The following is a 21,141-nucleotide window of genomic DNA, read 5'->3' on the forward strand; positions in this document are numbered from 1 at the left end:
GGCCGATGACGACTCCCGGATTCCGGCCCACACATGTCGTCCCGCAGCACGGCATGCCCGCCTGGGAGACCCCAGACCCGGACCGCCCCACCGTGTCCCTCGACCCGCTGCTGCCCGTCCGGCTCACGGAGCGGCGCGGCGACTGGGGGCGGGTGGTGTGCTCCAACGGCTGGTCGGCCTGGGTGGACGGCCGCCGCCTGGTCGCCGTCCCCCAGGACCCGCCCCGCTCCGGCGGACCCCTCGCGAGCGCCGCCGACCCGCGCCCCCTGCTCGGGCGCACCGAACAGGCCCTCGCCCGCTACCGGGCGGCGGTGGAGGAACTGGCCGACGGCGGCCTCGACGGCGAGTCCTTCCGCCGCCGTACCCGCGGGCTGCGGATCGGTGTGGTCGTCGACGGCGAGAACATGTGGCTGTACGACAGCACGCACAGCCGCTGGGTGTACGGCGACGGCGCCCGCCTGAGCACCTACGCGACGGACGAGGCGCCCGAACTGCCCCAGCCGGCCGAGGACCGGGACTACACCGCCACCCGGATCGTGGACCTCGACGGGAACTCCTGATGGCGTCCGGCACGAGCCCCTTCTCCGGCCGGCCCTCCGAACTGATCGGCCGACAGCTCGCCGGCTACCGCATCGAGGGCGAGATCGGACGCGGCGGCATGGCCGTCGTCTACCGGGCCCATGACCTGCGTCTGGACCGGACCGTCGCGCTCAAACTGCTTGCGCCCGAGCTGGCCCGCAACGACACCTTCCGCAAGCGCTTCACCCACGAATCGCGGGTGGCGGCGGCGATCGACCACCCGCACATCGTGCCCGTCTTCGAGGCGGACGAGACCGAAGGGGTGCTCTACATCGCCATGCGGTACGTCGACGGGAGCGACCTGCGCCATCTCCTGGACCGCGAGGGCCCGCTGCCCCTGCCGACGGTGGTCCGCATCGCCGCGCAGGTCGCCTCCGCGCTGGACGCCGCCCATGACCACGGACTGGTCCACCGGGACGTCAAGCCCGGCAACATCCTGGTCTCCCGGGGCACCGACAGCGACCATCCCGAGCACGTCTACCTCACCGACTTCGGCCTGACGAAGAAGTCGCTGTCCCTGACCGGGTTCACGACGGTCGGACAGTTCGTCGGCACCCTCGACTACGTCGCCCCCGAGCAGATCTCCGGCCGCCCCGTCGACGGCCGCTGCGACGTCTACGGCCTGGCCTGCGTGGTCTACGAATGCCTCGCGGCCCGACCGCCGTTCCTCCGTGACGACGACATGGCCCTGCTCTGGGCCCACCAGAACGCCGACCCGACCCCGCTGACGGAGGTCCGGCCCCAGCTCCCGTCGTACCTCGACACGGTGTTCGCCCGGGCCCTCGCCAAGAATCCCGAGGCCCGCCATCCCACCTGCGGCGCCTTCGTCGCCGAGCTGAGGGAGCAAGGCGGCAGCGCGCACCGGCCCGTCCACCCGCGGACGGACCTGGCCGACACGCCGGAGCCGACGCGGCGACCCCCGGGCTGGGCACGGCCGGTCCTCCCCGGCCTCCAGTCCTGAACCATGAACGACCGTCGTCGGTGCTGAACGTCCGTCGTCGGTTCTGAACGTCCGTCGTCAGTTCTGAACCAGCGGGTCAGCGCAGTGTCAGCACACCCTGGTGGCGGACCAGCCCCGCCAGCAGCCCGCCCAGAAACCCGGTGACCAGCCCCCACAGCGCGGCGAGACCGAGAGCGGACCACACCTCGGCGTGCAGGAACAGCTTCCCGGCCAGATTGCCGCCGAGATCGCCGATGCCGAGCACGGAGAGGCCGTAGTGCGCGGAGATCCGGCCGACCAGACAGACCGTCAGCACGGTGAGCACCAGCGCGACCGCCATGTGCACGGCGTGCCGCCAGGCGCGCATCCGGGCCGGTGAGTGGGCGGCCAGCCCGAACGCGGCCGCCAGCAGCAGGAGCCCGTCGACGACGACCAGCCACCACACGCGGCCGTCGTACTCGGCGAGCGTGCTCAGGTTCAGCGCGGCGGTGTCCCGGCCGCGCAGCACCTCGTCCAGCACATGGGGCATGGGCAGCCCGAACGGGCCCGCCACACGGCCGTTCCAGGTGGCGCCCAGCCCGATCGTGAACGTCAGCCACATCAGATTGGGCATGCCGAGCAACACCACCGCGAGGGTCTCGGCCGCATGTCCGCGGGTCGCCGCGACGACCAGCGCGATGACGACGCCCAGGGCCACCCAGACGAGCAGCAGCACGACCATCGCGTGCGCGGCAGGCCGCACCGACTCCTGGAAGCGCAGCAGCGGGCCCGGCAGCGGAGCGCCACGCGCGACCAGCAGCGCCAGCACCAGGACACCGGCCAGCCACAGCAGCCCGATCGCGAGCGTCGGCGGCACGTTGGTGGTGAAGCCGACCTCGGGGCTGGCGCCGAACAGTTCACCCAGGTCGCTCAGCGTGTCGTCACCGAGGGAGAGCTTGAAGGTCTGGCGTGCGCCGAGGGCCAGCCCGAGCAGCCCGAGCAGCCAGACGACGGCGATCCGGGCCGCCCACCCGGCCAGCTCGGCGGCGCCTGCCACCGCCCGGTGCCGCAGCGGCCGCAGGAATCCGGCGCCGACGACGAGCGCCCCCACGAGCGTCACCGACAGCGGAATCACCGTCAGACCGGCCTCGGTGCCGGCGAGTTCACCGGCGTTCCCCGAGAGCTCGACCGTGCCGCCGACCGCCGTGACGACGGTCGCCGCGACGACCCGGGGGAAGGCGCCCTGCGGCAGGTCCGAGGCGCCTGCCGCCCACAGTCCCAGCCCGGCCACCACCCCCATGGCGAGCAGCCCGGCCAGCGCCGCGGCGACCGCCTGCACCCATCCGTGGCGGGAGACTCGGGAGACTGCCTGGTCATACGGGGTGTACGAGCTCACCCTGCCCACGCTAAGCAGCACCGGGAGAGCGCGCCTGTCGAGAGGGCCGTCCGCGTCCGGCTTGCGAGCCGCGCCCGATCGGGGCACACAATAGGTCCGTTGTGGAAGAAAACGGCGCATATCGCATCGATCGTAGGGATCGCACCGGACGCACCGGACGAAGCGCCGCGGGAAACCCACGTCGGGAGTGCTCGTGAGCGTCGAACCTCCGTCTTCCGGCCGCCCCTCGGAACCGCCCACGCAACCCACGGGGCAGCCCACCGGGCGACCGACCGGCCCGCCCTCCGGACCACTGTCGGGCTCCCCCCGGCCGCCCTCGGGTCCGCCCCCGCCTTCCGAGCCGACCGGCGGCGACTCCGCGGGGGGCGGCGGGTGGGAACCGCGCCGGCCCTGGTGGAGGTCCGCGCCCCGGGTCGCACTGATCACCACTGCCGTCGTGGCCGCGACGGCCCTCGCCCTCGTCCTCACCCGGCCCAACGGCGGCGGCTCGAACCAGGCCGGCGAGCTCTTCATGCTGCCGGCCGGCGAAGAGGGTCCGAACAGCTTCACGCCGAAGACCAACAACCCGGCCACCGCCTCCGTCCCGCCGGCGACCGTCGCCCCCTCCGCGTCCTCCCCGCCCGAGAACACCGTCCCCGGTGTCAGAGGCGGGCAGGCGGGGCTGTACGGCGGCACCCTCAACGTCGCCAGCTGTGATGTGGAGCTGCAGATCAAGTACCTCCAGGAGGTCCCCGCCAAGAACAGGGCGTTCGCCTCTGTCCTCGGCATCGACCCCTCCCAGGTCCCCGGCTATCTGCGCTCCCTCACCCCCGTGCAACTGCGCCTGGACACCCGCGTCACCAACCACGGATACCGTGACGGAGCCGCCACCAGCTACCAGGCCGTCCTACAGGCCGGCACGGCGGTCATGGTCGACAGCTACGGCGTCCCCCGGGTGCGCTGCGCCTGCGGCAACCCGCTGACCCCGCCCGTCGCCCAGCAGTCCGGATACAAGCGGACCGGCACCACCTGGCCCTCGTACAGCCCCTCGACCACGGTCGTGGTCAACCCCTCCGTGACGGCGGTCAACGTCTTCGTGCTCTACGACCCCCACTCCAGCCACCACTGGATCGCCCGTAAGCCGGGCGCCGGCGTCCACCAGGACCGGCCCACCCGTCCGCCGGCGAGGCCGACGCCGGTCATAGGCGTCAGCACCCCGACGGTCCCCGGCTCGCGTACGCCCTCGTCGCTGCCGCCGTCCGGGTCGTCCTCGAAGCCCCCGTCCTCGAAGCCCCCGTCCTCGCCGTCGTCGTCGAAGTCGAAGGGCTCCGAGCCCCCGAGCTCCAAGTCCTCCTCCGAGCCCCCGAGCTCAAAGCCCCCGAGCTCCGAGCCCCCCTCGTCCGAGCCCCCGAGCTCCGGTTCCTCCTCGTCCGAGCCCCCCGGCTTCGCGCCCCCGTCCTCGGAGCCGGGGTCCCCGGAGCCGCCGAGCACGCTCTCCGAACTCACGGGCGAGCCGGAGAGCTCCCTCTCCTCGCTCCCGCAGTCCCCGCCGTCGGTGGCTGTCACCAGCCAGTCGCCGCCCGTCTCGGCCTGATCCTCACCCGCCGTGTGAGGCGCCCCACGGTCGTCACGCGCACAGGGTGACCACGCAGCGGGACTGTGCGGCGCGGGACGGGGTACGAGCACAGGTGCACAGCAGCGTCCGGCCAGTCCGGCTTCCGAGAGAGAAACGCATGTTCGAGCACCTGGGCGGGGCAGTGATACCGACTGGCTTCGACGTACCCGTGGAACCGCTACGGCGGGCGGCGCACTACACCGGTGAACCCGGCTGCATAGCCGAGGCCCGGTCCTTCGCCGCCCATTTCGTCGACCAGCTCAGGACGGAGTGGTGTGCCACGATCGGCGACCGCGCGAGCGGCGAGGTGCTGCTGGTGGTGAGTGAACTGGTCACCAACGCCGACCGGCACAGCAACGGGCCCTACATCCTGGAACTCGAGGGCACGGACGCCTCGGTCACGGTGTGCGTGTACGACAGCAGCGACGCGCTGCCCCTGCGGTTCCCCAAGGACCCCGAGCGGATCGGCCGGCACGGCCTGGAGATCGTGCACGCGCTGGCGGCGGAGATCACCGCGGAGCGCGTGCCGGTCGGCAAGCGGGTCCGTGCTCTGCTGAGGTTCGGCGGCTGAGACCCCAGGACGCCCTCGGGGACGGCCTCAGGCGCAGCCCAGCTCGCCCAGCATCCCGCGGCGCAGCCGCACGATGATCCGCTTGATCAGCCGGGACACATGCATCTGCGAGCAGCCGAGCCGTTCGCCGATCTCCGCCTGGGTGGCCTCCTCCACGAACCGCAGATGGATGATCTGCCGGTCGCGTTCGCTGAGTTCGGCCATGAGCGGCGCGAGCGAGTGGAAGTCCTCGACGAGCCGCAGCCCGTCCTCCTCCACGCCGATGAAGTCCGCGAGGACCGCCTCCCCGTGCTCCGGACCGTCGCCGGTGAGCGCCGCGTCCAGCGAGGAGGAGTTGTAGCCGTTGGCGGCGATCTGCGCCTCGACCACCTGGCTCTCCGAGAGGTTCATCAGCGTGGCCAGCTCCGCCACCGTCGGCTCACGGTCCAGCCGGCCGGCGAGCTCGTCGCGGGCCTTGGCCAACTCCACGCGCAGCTCCTGCAGCCGCCGCGGCACATGCACCGCCCAGGTCGTGTCCCGGAAGAAGCGCTTGATCTCGCCGACGATGTACGGCAGCGCGAACGACGTGAACTCCACCTCGCGTGAGACCTCGAACCGGTCGATGGCCTTGATCAGGCCGATCATCCCGGTCTGGACGATGTCCTCCATGTCGTCCCCGCGACCGCGGAACCGGCCGGCCGCGAACCGCACCAGGGACATGTTCATCTCGATGAGCGTGTTGCGGGCGTACTGGTAGTCGTGCGTGCCCTCTTCGAGCACGGCCAGCCGCTGGAAGAACTGGCGGGACAGTTCGCGGGCGTCGCGCGGTGCCACACTGCGCGGTGCCTCGATCCCCGGCAGCGGTGCGCCGTCCGTGCTGGTCCCGGCGGTGTCGCCGACGACCTTGGCCTCCGAGCGGATCACGGCGGTCTGCATGGCCTCTCCCTCGAACGTCACGGTTCGGCGTCTGCTGTTCTCGGTCCGTGAGCGGACCCGCACATGCGAAACCCGCTCAGGAGGCGGGTACCCGGTCCGGGACGACCCATGCCTGCGGGATCCGGGCACCCTCTCGCCCACCGATTCCACCGAGGGCGCAACCCCGGACTCCTCCCCATGGCTGCCCGCGGCTCCTAGGCTGGTGAGGTGAGCAACCAAGCGCCGAACCAAGCCCGCGTGATCCCGCTGCGCCCGCCCGCCGTGCGCCCGGACACTGTCGCCCCCGCCCCCGCCCCCGCCTCCACTGCCAGGTCCGCGCCGCGCGAGCCCCTGTGGCGCGACCTGGTCGGAGACGTCCTGCGTCGCGAACGCCAGGCCCAGGAGCGCACGCTCAAGGACGTCGCCGACTCGGCCCGGATCTCCATGCCGTACCTGTCGGAGGTGGAGCGCGGCCGCAAGGAGGCCTCCTCGGAGGTCCTCGCGGCCGCCGCCCAAGCCCTCGGCCTGGGCCTGGGCGACCTGCTGGCCCGGGCCCAGGGAGAACTGGTGCGGCTCAGCAGCCGTCACTCCGACAGGAGCCGCGCGACGATGAGTTCGTCGTACAACGGGCTCTGCCTGGCCGCCTGACGAGCCGCGTGAGCCGGCGTCTCACAACGTCACGAGACGCCGGCTCACCACCTCGTCGGCCAGCCCGTACGCCACCGCCTCCCGCGCGGTGAACACCTTGTCGCGGTCCATGTCCGCGCGCAGGGTCGCGAGGTCGTGGCGGGTGTGGCGGGCCAGCACCTCCTCGACCTGGCCGCGGATGCGGACCATCTCCTTGGCCTGCAGCGCGAGGTCGGAGACCGTGCCCTGCCGGCCGCCGCTGGCGGGCTGCCCGAGCAGCACGCGCGCGTGCTCCAGGACGGACCGCCGCCCCGGATCGCCGCCGGCCAGCAGCACCGCCGCCGTGGACGCCGCCTGCCCGACGCAGAACGTCGAGATCGGCGACTGCACGTACGTCATCGTGTCGTAGATCGCCATCAGTGAAGTGAACGATCCGCCGGGCGAGTTGAGATAGATCGAGATCTCGGTCTCGGGGGCCGCCGACTCCAGATGGAGGAGTTGCGCGATGACGACGTTCGCGACCCCGTCGTCGATCTCGGTGCCGAGGAAGATGATCCGCTCGGACAGCAGCCGGCTGAACACGTCGTAGGACCGCTCGCCCTGCGGGGTGCGCTCGACGACGTTCGGAATCGTGTAGCTCCCCATGTCACAGCCCCATCCGTCGCTTGGAGGCGGCCGGGCGGACGTCCGCGAGGGACTCCACGACCCGGTCCACCATGCCGTACTCCCTGGCCTCCTCGGCCGTGAACCAGCGGTCGCGGTCGCCGTCCCGGGAGATGGTCTCCGGCGTCTGGCCGGTGTGCTCGGCGGTGATGCGCTCGATGGTCCGCTTGGTGAACTCCAGGTTCTCCGCCTGGATCTCGATGTCCGCCGTGGTGCCGCCGATCCCGGCCGACGGCTGGTGCATCATGACGCGCGCGTTCGGCAGCGCGTACCGCTTGCCGGCCGCGCCGACGCTGAGCAGGAACTGGCCCATGCTGGCCGCGAAGCCCATGGCGAGCGTCGAGACGTCGTTGGGGATCAGCCGCATCGTGTCGTAGATGGCGAGCCCCGCGTGCACCGACCCGCCCGGGCTGTTGATGCACAGCGCGATGTCGGTGCGCGGATCCTCCGCCGACAGGATCAGCAACTGCGCGCAGACGCGGTTCGCGGACACCTCGTCGACCTGGGTGCCGAGGAACACGATGCGCTGGGCGAGCAGTTGGGCGGCGAGGTGGTCGTCGAAGCGGGTGGGCGGGGTGTCGCCTTCCTGGGCACGGGAAGCGAGCGTGGTGAGTGCAGTCATCGGTTCTCCTCGTCGTGGCGTGGCTGCCGTCGACTCCACTGTTGACCTCGGGCGACGCCCGCACGCGGTTTCTCTGCCCGCGGCAGATCGGCCCAGGGCAGAGCACGGTCCGGGCGGCAGCGCGGCACGAGGCCGGGGGAAGCGGCCGCGCCCGTCCGGATGAATGCACGGCCCGAGCGATGAGTTCCGGCGCGCACCGCAGTCGACACTGATGACCGCGTTCCACGCCCAGGAGGTACTCATGACCACCGACGGATTCACCACGTGTCTCTGGTTCGACGGCCAGGCCGAGGAGGCTGCCCACTACTACGTGTCGATCTTCAAGAACTCCAGCATCGGCAAGATCGGCCGCTACAACGAGGCCGGCCCCGGTCCGGCCGGCTCCGTGGTGGCCGTGGAGTTCACGGCCAACGGGCAGAAGTTCGTCGGAATCAACGGCGGGCCGGAGTTCACCTTCAGCGAGGCGATCTCCTTCCAGATCTTCTGCGCGGACCAGGAGGAGGTCGATTACTACTGGAACAAACTCACCGAGAACGGCGGCGAGCCCGGCCCGTGCGGGTGGCTCAAGGACAAGTACGGCCTGTCCTGGCAGGTCATCCCGGACGGGCTGATCGAGATGATCGGCGACCCCGACGCAGAGAAGGCCGTCCGCACCACCAAGGCCATGTACGCCATGGGCAAGCTCGACATCGCCGCCCTGAAGAAGGCCTACGACGGAGCCTAGGAGCCGGCCACGGACGCGTCGGCGGGCCGGGTCTCGGCCAGGACCTCCCTGATCACATGCCGGGAGTTCTCCGCCAGCGGCGGATTGGTCTGCCAGTAGTACGGCAGCTGGATCAGTGAGATCGACAGCGCCCAGCCCCGCCCGCGCGCCCACTCGGCGTCGTCCGCTCCCACGGCCTCCCGGAAGACGCCGCGCACCGACGCGGGCAGCAGGTTCCAGGCGACGATCAGGTCGACGGCCGGGTCGCCCACTCCGACGCCGCCGAAGTCGATCACAGCCGACAGCCGGCCGCTCTCGACCAGCACGTTCCCGGGCGAGAGATCCCCGTGGGTCCACACGGGCGGTTCCGTGCGCCCCGGCGCCCGTAGCGCCTCCTCCCACAGGGCGGTGACCGCGGCGGTGTCGATCCGCCCGTCCAGTTGAGCGAGGGCGTCGCGCGTCGGGGCGTCCCGCTCCGCCAGCGGCACACCCCGGTCGTTCGGCGGACCGCCCTGCGCCTCGATCCCGCGCAGGGCGGTGACGAACGCCGCCAGGTCCGCCGCCAGCGCCTCAGGCTGCTCGACGGCTCCGGCCACCGGATTACGGCCGTCCAGCCAGCCGTAGACCGACCAGGGCCAGGCGAAACCCTCACCCGGCCGGCCCTGCTCCAGCGGCACGGGCGTGGCGACGGACAGCCTCGGCCCCAGCCGGGCCAGCCAGTGCTGCTCGTGCGCCACGCTCTCGACGGCGTCGGGATGCCGGGGCAGCCGCACCACCTTGTCGGCGCCGAGCCGGAACATCGCGTTCTCCGTCCCGGAGGAGGCCAGCCGCCGCACCGGCAGCCCGGCCCACTGCGGGAACTGGGCGGCGACGAGCCGGCTCACCAGCGGGGCATCGAGGTCGACCTCGTCCGGACGCATCTTCGCGGCACACATGCGCCCCATTGCAAGGCGTCGACCGCCTTGCTGTCCAACGGAATTCAGATCCGGTCGGCCGCGATCATCAGATACTGGAAGCTGCCGTTGCGGTAGGCGGTGAGGAACGTCTCCTCGATGCCGGTGACCAGGTGGTCGGCCTGACTGCGCAGCTCCCAGTAGGGAATGGCCGCCTCGGTGAGGTCCTCCACGTGGACCGGCACCAGCCGGTTGCGGGCCAGCGCCCGGAAGTAGGCCGAGCGCGGGTGGATGTCGCAGATGTAGTGGGCGTTGATGAGCGACACCTCGCGCGAGGCCTGCCCGTAGGCGTCGTTGTAGCAGCCGGTGATGACGACGTAGCGGCCGCCCCGGCGCAACAGCCGGGCGTGCTCCGCGAACAGCAGGTCCAGCTCGACGTACATGGTCGACTCGTTGTTCCAGGACGCCGCGTAGGCGCCGGACTCCAGGCCGGTGTCCAGCATGTTGCGGTGGTGATACCGCACCTTGTCGTCGATGCCCCGCTTGCGGGCCTGCTCGTTGGCGAACTCGGCCTGTTTCGCGGAGATGGTGACGCCGTCCGCGGAGCAGCCGTGCCGCAGGTTCGCCACGACGCTGCCGCCGCCGCGGCCGCAGCCGGCGTCGAAGACCCGGTCGGCGGGGGTCAGCCGGCCGAGCCGGGCGGCCAGCAGTTCGGCCTGGGCGTGCTCCAGCCGGTGCAGTTCGGCGGTGAGCCGCGCGCGGCGCAGATCGGGGTCGGGTTCGTCGAGCACGGTCCAGTCGGCCGCGCCGATGCCGTAGTGATGGTGGTAGAGGTCGTCGATCCGGCCGAGTTCGAGATTGACCGGGTTCTCCTCGGCGTTCCAGTAGTCCGCGACGCGGTTCTGGTAGATCGACTGGGTCGGGAGCTGGACGGTCCCGGTCATGGCGTCAGGGGTCATGGTCAACGGTGGCTCCTCAGGATGTGGAATGTGACGCTCTGTCAAGAAAGCGTCGGTCACCAGTAGTCGGGCAGGTGATAGCGATGGGTGTTGGTGGCGTGCCACTCGTGGTTGCCGGCCACCCAGTCCGACAGCCCCTGGAGATAGCGCCCCACGAGCGGCGACATGGCCGCCAGGACGGTGGACTCCTCCTCGAACGCCTCCAGGACCTCGTTGTGGATCTCGACCGCGCGCAGATAGCCGGCCTTCAGACCACAGCGGCCTTGGGCGGCCACGACCTGCGGCAGGTTGAGGTGGGTGGGATCGGAGGCCAGTTCCTTGGTGAAGGAGTACAGGTCGTTGACGATGGTGGTGGCGTTGCAGGCCAGTGCCGTGACCCGCTGGATCTCCGGGCGGGCGTACAGCTGCTCGGGCAGTTCGTAGCCGTCGACCGCGTCCACGAGGGACAGACAGGGCCGGAAGTTGTTGAACTGCCGCATGACCAGGTACTCCCAGACCTGCGGCCGGTACCGGGTCTCGCTCCAGGCGGCCTCGGCGAGGTAGCCCAGATGCAGCCGCGCCATGTCGTGCACGAACCGGTCGGTCTGGCTGGCGGTGGCGAAGGCCGCGTAGTCCTTGAGCGCCCAGTAGTAGGAGCGCAGCGGACCGTCGGCCTGCATGCCCCGCTCCCATTCCTGCTGGAAGCCGGGCGGGCCGTGGAAGGGGTCCAGCGCCGACTGTGCGAGAACCAGCCGCCCGCCGAGGCCGCTGCGGGACGCGCCCCGGCCCTCGTCCTCCTCGCAGTAGCAGCTGTCGACCATGTTCTCCGCCAGCAGCAGCTTCCCGGCCGCCGTCAACCGGTCCAGGTCGAACGCGCCCGGGTGCTGGAGCACGACGGCGCGCCCGACCTGGAACCCCGCGAAGTCGCCGTCCCAGGCCGGCGGGAACAGATCGAGACCGCGCGCCCACTCCTCCAGCCGGCGGTCGACCTCCGCCGTCTTCACCGGGTCGGCGGGGGCGACCTCCCGATGGCGCAGCCCGGGAATGGTGCCCTGGCGACGGGCCCGGATGCCCGCGGCGAGGCTCGGCGGGCCGGGCAGCGCGTACCCCGTGCTCACTCGGCCGTCCGGCCGATCTGGACGTTCTCCAGGACCCCGGCCGCGTCCGGGACGAGCAGCGCCATCGAGTAGTAGGCGGTGACCAGGTAGCGGATGATCGAATTGCCGTCGATCCCCATGAACCGTGCGTTCAGGCCGGGCTGGAACTCGTCCGGGATGCCCGTTTGATACAGGCCCACGACACCCTGGTCGGCCTCGCCGGTGCGCAGCGCGATGATGCTGCTGGTGTGCTGCTCGGAGATCGGGATCTTGTTGCAGGGGAAGATGGGCACCCCGCGCCAGGCCGGGATCTCGTGTCCCTCGACGGTGGCCGTGCCGGGCACCAGACCCCGCCGGTTGCACTGCCGGAAGAACGCCGCGATCGCCTTCGGGTGGGCGAGGAAGAGCTTGGTCTTGCGCCGCATCGACAGCAGCTCGTCCATGTCGTCCGGGGTGGGCGGCCCGGTGAAGGCACTCACCCGCTGCCCGTAGTCGATGTTGTGCAGCAGCCCGAACTGCCGGTTGTTCACCAGCTCCCACTCCTGGCGCTCCCGGATCTCCTCGACGGTGAGCCGGAGCTGCTGCTGGGTCTGGTCCATCGGGTGGTTGTAGAGGTCGGCGACCCTGGTGTGCACCTTCAACACGGTCTGGGTCAGCGACAACTCGTACTCGCGCGGCGAGAGTTCGTAGTCGACGAAGCCCGCCCCCAGCGTCGGCTCGCCCACATGGCCGGCCTGGATCGGCAACTCGGCCTCGCCTTTACGGTTCATGGGCCGCCGCTGCAGCTCGGCGTACGCCGACAGATGCGCCGCGAGCGACGGCACCCGGTCCACGAACTCCCGCAGCACGTCCCAGGGCAGCGCGAGGAGCACACCCGAGGTGTCCGCGCGCACCGAGGTCAGCCACAGCGGGTCGTCCTGGCCGACGGCCTCGTCACCGAGCTGGTCGCCGCCGGACACCACCCCGACGATCTCCTCCTCGCCGTACTTGCCGGAGGTGAAGCGGGTGAACCGGCCGTGCACGACGAGATACGCCTCGGTCACGGGCTGACCGGCCTCGAAGATCACCTGGCCGGCCCGGACCTCCCGGGGCTGGAAGCGCGACGACAGTTCCCTGAGCGTCCCGTTGTCGGAGTAGCCGCGCAGCACGGGCAGCTCGGTCAGGGTCTCCGGAATCACCCGGACGTCGTCCCCGCCGTTCTGCTCGAACTGCACCCGCCCCCGGCCGACCTTGAGCTGTAGGCGCCGGTTGACCCGGTAGGTTCCGCCCTTGACGTCCACCCACGGCAGCCTGCGCAGCAGCCAGCGCGAGCTGATCGCCTGCATCTGGGGCTCTGACTTGTGGGTGGTGGCGAGTTGGCGGGCCGCCTGGGTGCTGAGACTGGTGAGCTGACCGTTGGCGGAGGGCTCGGGGTCGGGCTCGTCGAGGGTGGAACCGGTGGCGCTGTCCGGTGTGGACACATTCCCTCCAGGAAGATCGGTTCGCTGACGCGGCCACCAGCCAAGCACCCTCCGTGACGGGCGGGAACGGCGTGTAAGGGGCGGATGTATGCGCCAGAAGGTGCAAACCGTGTGGATGGTGCAGAAGGCGCATCGCGTGCCGTCGGGTGTCCGGGTGAGTGCCCCCGCACGCCGGTGATCAGGGGGATTGGGAGGCGCCGTTCACCAGGACGGAGCAACGGGTTCGGCGCGCGCGTCGACGGCCGAGTGGCTAGCGTGAGGAACCGGACAATCCATCTCATCGGGAGGGCCGGGGTCATGGCCGTACGACCAGAGGGAGCCCCTTGCTGGGCCGACGCGATGTTCAGTGATCTGGAGGGCGCCAAGCGCTTCTACGGCGAGGTCCTCGGCTGGACCTTCGGCGAGGCGTCGTCGGAGTACGGGAACTACACACAGGCCTACGCCGACGGCAAGGCGGTCGCCGCCGTCGTCCCGCCGATGACCGGCCAGGAGGGCCCCTCGCAGTGGTGCCTGTACCTCGCCTCCCCGGACGCCGCCGCGACCGCCCGCAAGATCCGTGACAACGGTGGCGAGGTGCTGATGGAGCCGATGAAGGTCGGCGACTTCGGCACGATGTGCCTGGGCCGCGAGCCCAGCGGCGCCGTCTTCGGCGTGTGGCAGGCGGGCGTCCACGAGGGCTTCGAGGCGCCGCCCGAGCAGCCGGGCGCGTTCTGCTGGGCCGAGTTCTTCACCCGTGAACCGCACAAGACGGACACGTTCCTGCCGGCGGTGTTCGCGTACACGGCCAAGCAGCTCCAGGACGACTCGGTCGACTTCCGCCTGTTCGAGATCGGCGGCGACATGGTCCTCGGCCGGATGAAGATGACCGAGGAGTTCCCGCCCGAGGTGCCCTCGTACGTCAACCTCTACTTCACCGTCGACAACTGCGACGACGCCGTGGCCCGGGCCACCAAGCTGGGCGGCGTGCTGCGCTTCGGCCCGATGGACACCCCGTTCGGACGGTTCGCCGCGATCAGCGACCCGCAGGGCGCGAACTTCTCGGTGATCGACGTCACCACCACCGCGGGCGACATGCCGCAGACCGTGGACGTGTCCTAGGCGAGTCCCGGGCGGGGGCCGGGCGGGGGCCGGGCGCCCCGTTCGGCCATGGCATGATCGTGCGCATGCGTGAACGAGTGGTGGCCGCGTGCGACGGGGCTTCGAAGGGAAACCCGGGACCGGCGGGTTGGGCGTGGGTGGTGGCGGACGACGCGGAGACCCCGGCCCGCTGGGAGGCGGGCCCGCTCGGCAAGGCCACCAACAACGTCGCCGAACTCACCGCGCTGGAACGCCTGTTGGCGTCGACCGACCCGGCCGTGCCGCTCGAGATCCGGATGGACTCGCAGTACGCGATGAAGGCCGTCACCACCTGGCTGCCCGGCTGGAAGCGCAACGGCTGGAAGACGTCCGCCGGGAAGCCGGTCGCCAACCAGGAGCTCGTCGTCCGCATCGACGAACTGCTCGACGGCCGCTCGGTCGACTTCCGCTACGTGCCCGCCCACCAGGTCGACGGCGACCCGCTCAATGACTTCGCCGACCGTGCCGCAAGCCAGGCGGCGAGCGTCCAGCAGCCGGCCGGCAGCGACCAGGGCTCCCCGGCGCCGCCGGCCTCGCCGGACACCCCCAGGCCGAAGTCCGCCCGCGCCGCGGGAAGCAAGTCCCCCCGGCGCGGGGGGAGTTCGTCGTCCCGCACGCTCAAGGCCAAGTTCCCCGGCCGCTGCGTCTGCGGCCGGGGCTACGCGGCGGGCGAGCAGATCGCCAAGAACGCGCAGGGCTGGGGCCACCCGGAGTGCCGCGGCGCCGAGGCCTGATCAGGCGTCGAAGGTGTAGTGGGCCGTGTGGTCGAGCAGGGCCGCCGGGGTGGTGTCGTTCCACGGCTTCATCGTCTCGTCCAGGTCGACGACGTCCGGCGTCCCGCCGCCCGGGAGGTACGCCGACCCCGGATGACGGCGCTGCCACTCGGCCCACAACTTGTCGACGTAGGCGTGGTGCAGCCAGAACACCGGGTCGTTGGGGGAGACCCCCGTCGCCATCTGCCCGCCGACCCACACATGGACCCGGTTGTGCAGATTGACCCCGCGCCAGCCCTCCAGGTGATTGCGGAAGCCGTCGGAGCCGCTGTTCCAGGGCGCCATGTCGTACGTCTCCATCGCCAGCACCGACTCGACCTCGGCCCGGGTCGGCAGCTCACGCACGTTCGCCCCCAGCGCGCGTCGGAGGTAGGTGCGGCCGTCCACACGGACGTTGATCGGCCAGTTGCCCGCCGTCGCGGCGAACGGCCCGTCCATCACCCGGCCGTCCCGGCTGCGCCCGCTGCCGCCGAGGAAGTCCGGCGCCCACAGCGAGGCGCGCGTCGACCGGTCGGCCGACCAGTCCCAGTACGGCAACGCCACCGACGCGTCCACCGACTGCAACGCCCGCTCGAACTCCAGCAGGAATCTGCGGTGCCACGGCAGGAACGACGGCGAACGGTGTCCGGTGCGCTCGCCGTCGTCGGTGTCGCCGAGTATGAAGGCGTTGTGCGTGGTGACGAAGGCGTCGTAGCGGCCGCTGCGCTTGAGTTCGAGGACGGCGGCGACGAAGCGCCGCTTCTCGTCGGCGGTCAGGGACGCCTGGTTCTTGCGGACGGTCATGGTGCGGTGCTCCAAGTGTCGTGAGGGCAGGGCGGTCCTACCGGTCAGCCGGCGGGGAAGGGTTCGAGCCGGGCGCCCTGCAACTCGTCGACCGCGGCGCGGGCGGCGGCCCGCGGGGTGGACACCGGGTCGTAGTGGCTGACGACGCTGATCCAGGAGCCGTCGGCGTTGCGCATCACGTGCAGTTCGACCCCGTCGACGTGGACGGCGTAGCCGCCATGGTGATGACCGCTCCCGACGGCAGGCCGGCCCTGTATCCGGCGGCCCTTGTAGACCTCGTCGAAGGAGTCGGGGGAGCCGTGAGGGTCACGGGTGTCGTGCGTGTCGTGCGTGTCGTGCGTGTCGTGTTCGCCGGCCCGGGCGGCGGGGACGGCGGCCGACCGGACACCGGCGACGACGGCCACCGCGGTGAGTGCGCGACGACGGCTGAGTTCCGGCATGCGGGACCTCCTGAGGTGCGTTCGATGGACGACCCCGCATGCCTATCGGCCGGGAGGAGAACGGGAGAAATCCGCTGCGACGGGTTGACTGCGATCCAGACAATCAGCGATAAGTCGTACAATCCTCAACGAAGATGATCTTGTCTTCGACAGGGCCCACGCGAGGCGGAACGGGCAATTCCTTTCCGTGACGCCGTTACTTCCGGTGGACTTTCGCGCGTCGGCATCCCGCTCGTGGTGTGCCTCACGTGGGAAAACTGGCGCGATCGGGCAGGCGGGGCATCCGTCGGCAGCTATCGCACCCTGCTACCCTGCGTCGTCAATCCACCACGTCCGGTTAATTCCTAGGGGTGCGCGTGAAGGTCGCCTGTGTCGGCGGCGGGCCCGCCGGCCTGTATCTCTCGATCCTGCTCAAGCGGCAGGACCCGTCCCACGACATCACCGTCCACGAGCGCGACCCGGAGGGCTCGACCTACGGGTGGGGCGTCACCTACTGGCAGGGACTCCTCGACAGACTCCGCGCCTGTGACCCCGAGTCGGCGGACGCGATCGACGAGAGCTCCGTCCGCTGGAACGAAGGGGTCGCACACGTAAGGGATCTGGCGACCCGTCAGCCCGGCGACGAGGGGCACGGCATCGGCCGGCACAAGCTGCTGGAGATCCTCGCCGCCCGCGCCCGCGCACTCGGCGTACGGATCGAGTACGAGAGCGAGATCACCGCCGAGAACCTGCCGGCCGCCGACCTCGTCGTGGCCTGCGACGGCGTCCACAGCGCCCTGCGCACCCGCCACGCGGACGACTTCGGCGCCGCACTCGCGCCGGGCCGCAACTCCTACGTCTGGCTCGGCACCACCAAAGTCTTCGACTCCTTCACCTTCGCCTTCGTGGAGACCGAGCACGGCTGGATCTGGTGCTACGGCTACCCCTTCAGCTCCGAGCAGAGCACCTGCGTGATCGAGTGCGCCCCCGAGACCCTCGCCGGGCTCGGCCTCGACCGGGCGAGCGAGGGCGACGGCCTTGCCGACCTGGAGAAGCTCTTCGCGCACATCCTCGACGGCCACCCCCTGATCGGCCGCGCCTCCGCCGCAGGCAGCGCCCAGTGGCTGACCTTCCGCACCCTCACCAACCGCACCTGGCACCGCGACAACCTCGTCCTCCTCGGCGACGCCGCGCACACCACCCACTACTCCATCGGCGCCGGCACCACCCTCGCCCTGGAGGACGCCATCGCCCTCGCCGACGCCCTGCGCGGGAGCACCGACCTCCCGCAGGCCCTCGCCCGCTACGAACAGGAACGCAAGTCCGCCCTGCTCTCCCCGCAGAGCGCCGCCCGCTACAGCGCCCAGTGGTACGAGAACCTCACCCGCTACATCGACCTGCCCCCGGAGCAGATGTTCGCCCTGCTCGGTCAGCGCCACTCGCCGCTGCTGCCCTATGTGCCGCCCCAGCTGTACTACCGGCTCGACCGGGCCGCCGGGCGGCTGGAGGCCCTGCGCCGCCTCAAACGCTGGCTGGGCCCGAAGCTGGCGCGCGGCGCGCACACCCGGACGCTGGCCTCCCGCGACTAGTCGGGGCCCCGGGGCCCAGGCCTAGGGGAACAGCCGACCGTGCAGCGGGGCGCGGAACACCCGGTGCGGGTCCAGCCGTTCGAGCGTGTGCGCCGCCTCGTCCCACGCGGAACCGAAGGACTCCGGCACTGCCGTCCCCAGCACCTCCCCGTCGCTCCACGCGGCCTCGTCGGTGTATCCCCAGCCCTTGGACCACTCCACCCGGGTGAGCGCGTGCGTGCCGTCGTAGGCCGCGAGCAGGAAGCGCTCCAGTTCGCGGTAGAAGGCGTCCGCGTACGGCGTCCCCGGCAGCGTCAGGACGTCCAGCCAGACGGCCGTGTCCCACTCGGGGTGGTCGGGGTCGGGCCGCAGCGCGGAGAGCGACGGCGCCCGGGCGCCGGTGAGTTCGGCTTCGGCCGGGTCGTCGAGACCGGTCACCCGGATCTCCACCGAACCGTTGACGGGGAAGCGGCCCAGAGCGGCGTACGCGGTTTGCCGCTCCCAGTAGAAGGAGGTGAACTCGGCGACGACACGCTGCACTTGAGCCCGGCTCGTCAGCACCGCGTAGCCGTTGGCGTGCACCCGCAGTGTGGTCGGCCTGATGTACAGCAGCGTGTTCTTCGACGGCCCCCAGATGTCCGCCGACAGGGTCGCCACGAGCCCGAGCGCCGCGGCGTCCAGCTGCGCGTTGCCGAGCACCGGCGCCAGATACCAGGCGGCGTCCGCGACCATCCGCCCGGCCAGGTCCGCCACCGGCGTCGGGACGTTGTCGGAGAACGGGTAGGGGTACGGCGACGTCACGCGGCGCGAGGTGAGCGGCTTCGTCGGTTCGACGGACCACACCTTGAACCACGGGGACTCGGTGAACGCGAACCAGATGGCCTCCACCCGCCCCTCGGCCTCCAGGAAGCTCGCCAGTGTCCGCCCCCTCGTGCCCGGCGCCGCGAACAGCTCCGTCGCCGGAATGTCCGTACGGCTCACGCACCGCAGGTTGCTGTTCGCCCCCACCCGCAGCACCACCTCGGTCACCAGCGACCGCCCCAGATGCGTGAGCAGCGCGGCGCAGTCCGCCTCGTCACGCCGATACGTGCGCAGGCCGTACGCCCCGCTGTCGGCGTCCCACACCACGGCCGTCAGGGACAGCACCCGGTTGCTGAGCGAGCCGTACGTCTGTCCGGGCAGCCGCTCCTCACCCCGCGCCGGTACAGCGGTGCCGTGCGCGTCGACGGCGAGCGCGCCGCCCAGTGTGAGGTCGCCGGGGGCCGGCGAGGCCGTGACGCCGAGGCCGTGCCCTTCGAGGAAGGTGAGCAGCGCCTCCAGCGTGACACCCGTCCCGGCGCGTATCTCGTCGGACGCGACCAGGGCCAGACCCGTCAGATGCGGGCCGGTGTCGACGAGCAGGACCGGCGCGTCCGCCGGCGTGCCCTCCTCGACGGTCAGCGGCGACCAGCCGTGCGCCGCGCCCCGGGGCCGTACCGTCCAGCCCTGCCGCCAGGCCCAGTTGACGACGTCGACCACCTGGTCCGGGTCCGCCGGCGCACACGCCCACAGCCCGGTCACGGTGATCTCGCCGTCCCAGTTGCGGTACGCCGTACGGGAGAGGGAGACGTCCGGGGGGAAGTCCGGCAGCTCCTGCGCGGCGACGGCCGGGTCGGCGGCCACCAGGACGGGAACGGCGGCCAGGGCCGTGGCCGCGGTGCGCAGAAAGCCGCGGCGCGTCCAGGAGGGGTCACCCGGCTGATGGTTGCTCACTGAACTATCAGTCACGGGCTCACGCTAGAGGCCCGTCGACCCATGCGGCCGCCTTGTCGAACACCGTCACTCTTATGGGTGAAAGATTCACAGATGGCGGCGCGGAGCGGCCCGTTCCGCACCCGGTCACCCCGGATGACAGACTGCCCTCATGGACGAGCGCGAATTCGGTAGGTCTGGTCAGCACGCATCCGTCGTCGGTCTCGGCACCTGGCAACTGGGCGCCGACTGGGGAGACGTCGACGACAAGGAGGCCCTGACGGTTCTGGAGGCGGCCGCCGAATCGGGCGTCACCTTCTTCGACACCGCCGACGTCTACGGCGACGGACGCAGCGAGCAGACCATCGCCGCCTTCCTGAGCGGCCGGCCCGACCTGCATGTGCTGGTCGCCACCAAGATGGGCCGCCGGGTCGAACAGATCCCCGAGAACTACGTCCTGGACAACTTCCGCGCCTGGAACGACCGTTCCCGTCGCAACCTCGGCGTCGACCGCATCGACCTGGTCCAGCTGCACTGCCCGCCCACCCCCGTCTACTCCAGCGACGAGGTCTTCGACGCCCTCGACACCCTCGTCGAGGAGGAGCGCATCGCGCACTACGGCGTCAGCGTGGAGACCTGCGCCGAGGCCCTCACCGCGATCGCCCGGCCGGGCGTGGCCAGCGTGCAGATCATCCTCAACCCGTTCCGCCTGAAGCCTCTGTACGAGGTGCTGCCGGCGGCCCGTGAGGCAGGCGTCGGCATCATCGCCCGCGTCCCGCTCGCCTCCGGACTGCTCTCGGGCAAGTACACCGAGGACACCGTCTTCCCGGAGAACGACCACCGCACCTACAACCGGCACGGCGAGGCCTTCGACCAGGGCGAGACCTTCTCCGGCGTCGACTACGCCACCGGCGTCCGGGCCGCCGTCGAGTTCGCGGCCCTCGCCCCCGAGGGGTACACCCCGGCCCAGCTGGCGCTGCGCTGGATCATCCAGCAGCCCGGTGTGACCACCGTGATCCCGGGCGCCCGCTCGGCCGAGCAGGCCCGTGCCAACGCGGCCGCCGCCAAGCTCCCGGAGCTGTCCGGCGAGACCCTCGCCGCCGTCCGCGACCTGTACGACCGGCGTGTCAAGGAGCAGGTCGAGGGACGCTGGTAGGCCACCCGGGCGGTGATCGGGGGACGATCGCCGCCCACGGGGTACTCGCCGGGAGAGAGCACCGAGGAGGTACTCGGACCGGGCGGAGGAGGCCACGTGACGGACGCGGCGGGAGCCGGGCGGCGCAGGGGGCGCGACGAGACCGAGGAGGAGCGAGCCGACCGCATGTGGGGGGAGCTCATCCAGGAGGTTCGCGTCGCCCAGACAGGCGTGCAGATCCTCTTCGGCTTCCTGCTGACGGTGGTGTTCACCCCGCGCTACGCGCACCTGGCCCACACCGACCAGGTCATCTACATCGTGACCGTCTGTCTGGGCGCGTGCTCGACCGGCGCGCTCATCGGCCCCGTCTCCCTGCACCGCCTGGTCGCCGGGCGGCGGGTGAAGCCGCAGGCGGTGCGGTGGGCGTCCCGGCTGACCTTGGTCGGCCTGATCCTGCTGCTCGCCACCATGACCGCCTCGCTGCTGCTGATCCTGCGCGTGGCCACCCACGACGACTACGTGCCCTGGCTGGTCTCCGGCGTGGTCACGTGGTACGCGCTGTGCTGGTTCGTACTTCCGCTGTGGACCCGGCACCGCTATACGACACAGTGACGCCGGGTGCCGCCGGTGACGCCGGGTGCGGGGAGGCACGCCGGCGCC

General features: G+C 71.3%; 22 protein-coding genes. 11 read left to right on the forward strand and 11 right to left on the reverse strand.

What is annotated here, in order from left to right; genetic code table 11:
* Positions 1-5 precede the first annotated feature (5 nt).
* Positions 6-560 (forward strand): hypothetical protein, encoded by a 555-nt coding sequence (locus ACZ5SK_RS34575; protein ID WP_468158287.1) that lies wholly within the window; start codon positions 6-8, stop codon positions 558-560.
* Positions 560-1,540 carry a serine/threonine-protein kinase gene (locus ACZ5SK_RS34580; RefSeq protein WP_468576891.1) on the forward strand — a complete coding sequence of 327 codons (981 nt, stop codon included), beginning with the start codon at positions 560-562 and terminating at the stop codon, positions 1,538-1,540. The genes ACZ5SK_RS34575 and ACZ5SK_RS34580 overlap by 1 nt, the downstream gene beginning before the upstream one ends.
* A 76-nt stretch (positions 1,541-1,616) precedes the next feature.
* Here the strand turns inward: ACZ5SK_RS34580 and ACZ5SK_RS34585 are convergent, their stop codons facing one another.
* Positions 1,617-2,894 carry a streptophobe family protein gene (locus tag ACZ5SK_RS34585; RefSeq protein ID WP_457495051.1) on the reverse strand — a complete coding sequence of 426 codons (1,278 nt, stop codon included), beginning with the start codon at positions 2,892-2,894 and terminating at the stop codon, positions 1,617-1,619.
* 193 nt (positions 2,895-3,087) lie between these two features.
* Between ACZ5SK_RS34585 and ACZ5SK_RS34590 the strand changes: the two genes are divergently transcribed.
* Both ACZ5SK_RS34590 and ACZ5SK_RS34595 read left to right on the forward strand, forming a co-directional pair.
* Positions 3,088-4,467 (forward strand): DUF6777 domain-containing protein, encoded by a 1,380-nt coding sequence (locus tag ACZ5SK_RS34590; RefSeq protein ID WP_443041369.1) that lies wholly within the window; start codon positions 3,088-3,090, stop codon positions 4,465-4,467.
* Between the two features lie 139 nt (positions 4,468-4,606).
* Positions 4,607-5,059 carry an ATP-binding protein gene (locus ACZ5SK_RS34595; RefSeq protein WP_079657665.1) on the forward strand — a complete coding sequence of 151 codons (453 nt, stop codon included), beginning with the start codon at positions 4,607-4,609 and terminating at the stop codon, positions 5,057-5,059.
* A 27-nt stretch (positions 5,060-5,086) separates the two neighbouring features.
* Here the strand turns inward: ACZ5SK_RS34595 and ACZ5SK_RS34600 are convergent, their stop codons facing one another.
* The gene (locus ACZ5SK_RS34600; RefSeq protein ID WP_334582321.1) at positions 5,087-5,974 is read right to left on the reverse strand and encodes an RNA polymerase sigma factor SigF; all 888 of its coding nucleotides are present in this window, start codon (positions 5,972-5,974) and stop codon (positions 5,087-5,089) included.
* A gap of 207 nt (positions 5,975-6,181) precedes the next feature.
* Here ACZ5SK_RS34600 and ACZ5SK_RS34605 point away from each other — a divergent pair, with 207 nt between their 5' ends.
* Positions 6,182-6,601 (forward strand): helix-turn-helix domain-containing protein, encoded by a 420-nt coding sequence (locus tag ACZ5SK_RS34605; RefSeq protein WP_334582320.1) that lies wholly within the window; start codon positions 6,182-6,184, stop codon positions 6,599-6,601.
* A gap of 21 nt (positions 6,602-6,622) precedes the next feature.
* Here ACZ5SK_RS34605 and ACZ5SK_RS34610 read toward each other — a convergent pair whose 3' ends face one another.
* Both ACZ5SK_RS34610 and ACZ5SK_RS34615 read right to left on the reverse strand, forming a co-directional pair.
* On the reverse strand, positions 6,623-7,225 hold the full coding sequence (locus tag ACZ5SK_RS34610) for a ClpP family protease (protein ID WP_457495053.1): 603 nt from the start codon (positions 7,223-7,225) through the stop codon (positions 6,623-6,625).
* Between the two features lies 1 nt (position 7,226).
* Positions 7,227-7,865, reverse strand: coding sequence for an ATP-dependent Clp protease proteolytic subunit (locus ACZ5SK_RS34615; protein WP_334582318.1), 639 nt, complete (start codon positions 7,863-7,865; stop codon positions 7,227-7,229).
* Positions 7,866-8,106: 241 nt separating this feature from the next.
* Here ACZ5SK_RS34615 and ACZ5SK_RS34620 point away from each other — a divergent pair, with 241 nt between their 5' ends.
* Complete coding sequence (locus ACZ5SK_RS34620; protein WP_319675344.1) at positions 8,107-8,589, forward strand: VOC family protein; 483 nt, start codon at positions 8,107-8,109, stop codon at positions 8,587-8,589.
* Here ACZ5SK_RS34620 and ACZ5SK_RS34625 read toward each other — a convergent pair.
* Genes ACZ5SK_RS34625 through ACZ5SK_RS34640 form a run of 4 tightly spaced genes read right to left on the reverse strand, consistent with a single transcriptional unit; the run spans position 8,586 to position 12,956 of the window.
* Complete coding sequence (locus ACZ5SK_RS34625) at positions 8,586-9,503, reverse strand: aminoglycoside phosphotransferase family protein (RefSeq protein ID WP_468576893.1); 918 nt, start codon at positions 9,501-9,503, stop codon at positions 8,586-8,588. The genes ACZ5SK_RS34620 and ACZ5SK_RS34625 overlap by 4 nt on opposite strands.
* Before the next feature lie 44 nt (positions 9,504-9,547).
* Positions 9,548-10,420 carry a geranyl diphosphate 2-C-methyltransferase gene (locus ACZ5SK_RS34630; RefSeq protein ID WP_334583777.1) on the reverse strand — a complete coding sequence of 291 codons (873 nt, stop codon included), beginning with the start codon at positions 10,418-10,420 and terminating at the stop codon, positions 9,548-9,550.
* Positions 10,421-10,476: 56 nt separating this feature from the next.
* Complete coding sequence (locus ACZ5SK_RS34635) at positions 10,477-11,517, reverse strand: family 2 encapsulin nanocompartment cargo protein terpene cyclase (RefSeq protein ID WP_334582316.1); 1,041 nt, start codon at positions 11,515-11,517, stop codon at positions 10,477-10,479.
* Positions 11,514-12,956: a family 2B encapsulin nanocompartment shell protein gene (locus tag ACZ5SK_RS34640; RefSeq protein ID WP_334582315.1), complete on the reverse strand. Its 1,443-nt coding sequence runs from the start codon at positions 12,954-12,956 to the stop codon at positions 11,514-11,516. Before ACZ5SK_RS34640 ends, ACZ5SK_RS34635 begins: the two co-directional genes overlap by 4 nt.
* Positions 12,957-13,253: 297 nt before the next feature.
* Here ACZ5SK_RS34640 and ACZ5SK_RS34645 point away from each other — a divergent pair, with 297 nt between their 5' ends.
* Positions 13,254-14,054, forward strand: coding sequence for a VOC family protein (locus ACZ5SK_RS34645; RefSeq protein WP_334582314.1), 801 nt, complete (start codon positions 13,254-13,256; stop codon positions 14,052-14,054).
* 53 nt (positions 14,055-14,107) lie between these two features.
* On the forward strand, positions 14,108-14,806 hold the full coding sequence (locus ACZ5SK_RS34650; RefSeq protein WP_334582313.1) for a ribonuclease H family protein: 699 nt from the start codon (positions 14,108-14,110) through the stop codon (positions 14,804-14,806).
* Here ACZ5SK_RS34650 and melC2 read toward each other — a convergent pair whose 3' ends face one another.
* Both melC2 and melC1 read right to left on the reverse strand, forming a co-directional pair.
* Entirely contained in the window at positions 14,807-15,628 is an 822-nt protein-coding gene (melC2, locus tag ACZ5SK_RS34655) for a tyrosinase MelC2 (protein WP_334582312.1), read from the reverse strand.
* Between the two features lie 44 nt (positions 15,629-15,672).
* Entirely contained in the window at positions 15,673-16,068 is a 396-nt protein-coding gene (gene melC1, locus ACZ5SK_RS34660) for an apotyrosinase chaperone MelC1 (RefSeq protein ID WP_334582311.1), read from the reverse strand.
* A gap of 350 nt (positions 16,069-16,418) precedes the next feature.
* Here melC1 and ACZ5SK_RS34665 point away from each other — a divergent pair, with 350 nt between their 5' ends.
* On the forward strand, positions 16,419-17,636 hold the full coding sequence (locus ACZ5SK_RS34665; protein ID WP_334582310.1) for an FAD-dependent monooxygenase: 1,218 nt from the start codon (positions 16,419-16,421) through the stop codon (positions 17,634-17,636).
* 21 nt (positions 17,637-17,657) lie between these two features.
* Here ACZ5SK_RS34665 and ACZ5SK_RS34670 read toward each other — a convergent pair whose 3' ends face one another.
* On the reverse strand, positions 17,658-19,382 hold the full coding sequence (locus ACZ5SK_RS34670) for a cholesterol oxidase substrate-binding domain-containing protein (RefSeq protein ID WP_468576895.1): 1,725 nt from the start codon (positions 19,380-19,382) through the stop codon (positions 17,658-17,660).
* Between the two features lie 136 nt (positions 19,383-19,518).
* Here ACZ5SK_RS34670 and ACZ5SK_RS34675 point away from each other — a divergent pair, with 136 nt between their 5' ends.
* Complete coding sequence (locus ACZ5SK_RS34675; protein ID WP_334582308.1) at positions 19,519-20,502, forward strand: aldo/keto reductase; 984 nt, start codon at positions 19,519-19,521, stop codon at positions 20,500-20,502.
* A 165-nt stretch (positions 20,503-20,667) separates the two neighbouring features.
* Complete coding sequence (locus tag ACZ5SK_RS34680; RefSeq protein ID WP_334583776.1) at positions 20,668-21,093, forward strand: DUF6328 family protein; 426 nt, start codon at positions 20,668-20,670, stop codon at positions 21,091-21,093.
* Positions 21,094-21,141 lie beyond the last annotated feature (48 nt).

The organism is Streptomyces sp. NPDC031474 (genome assembly GCF_055581185.1).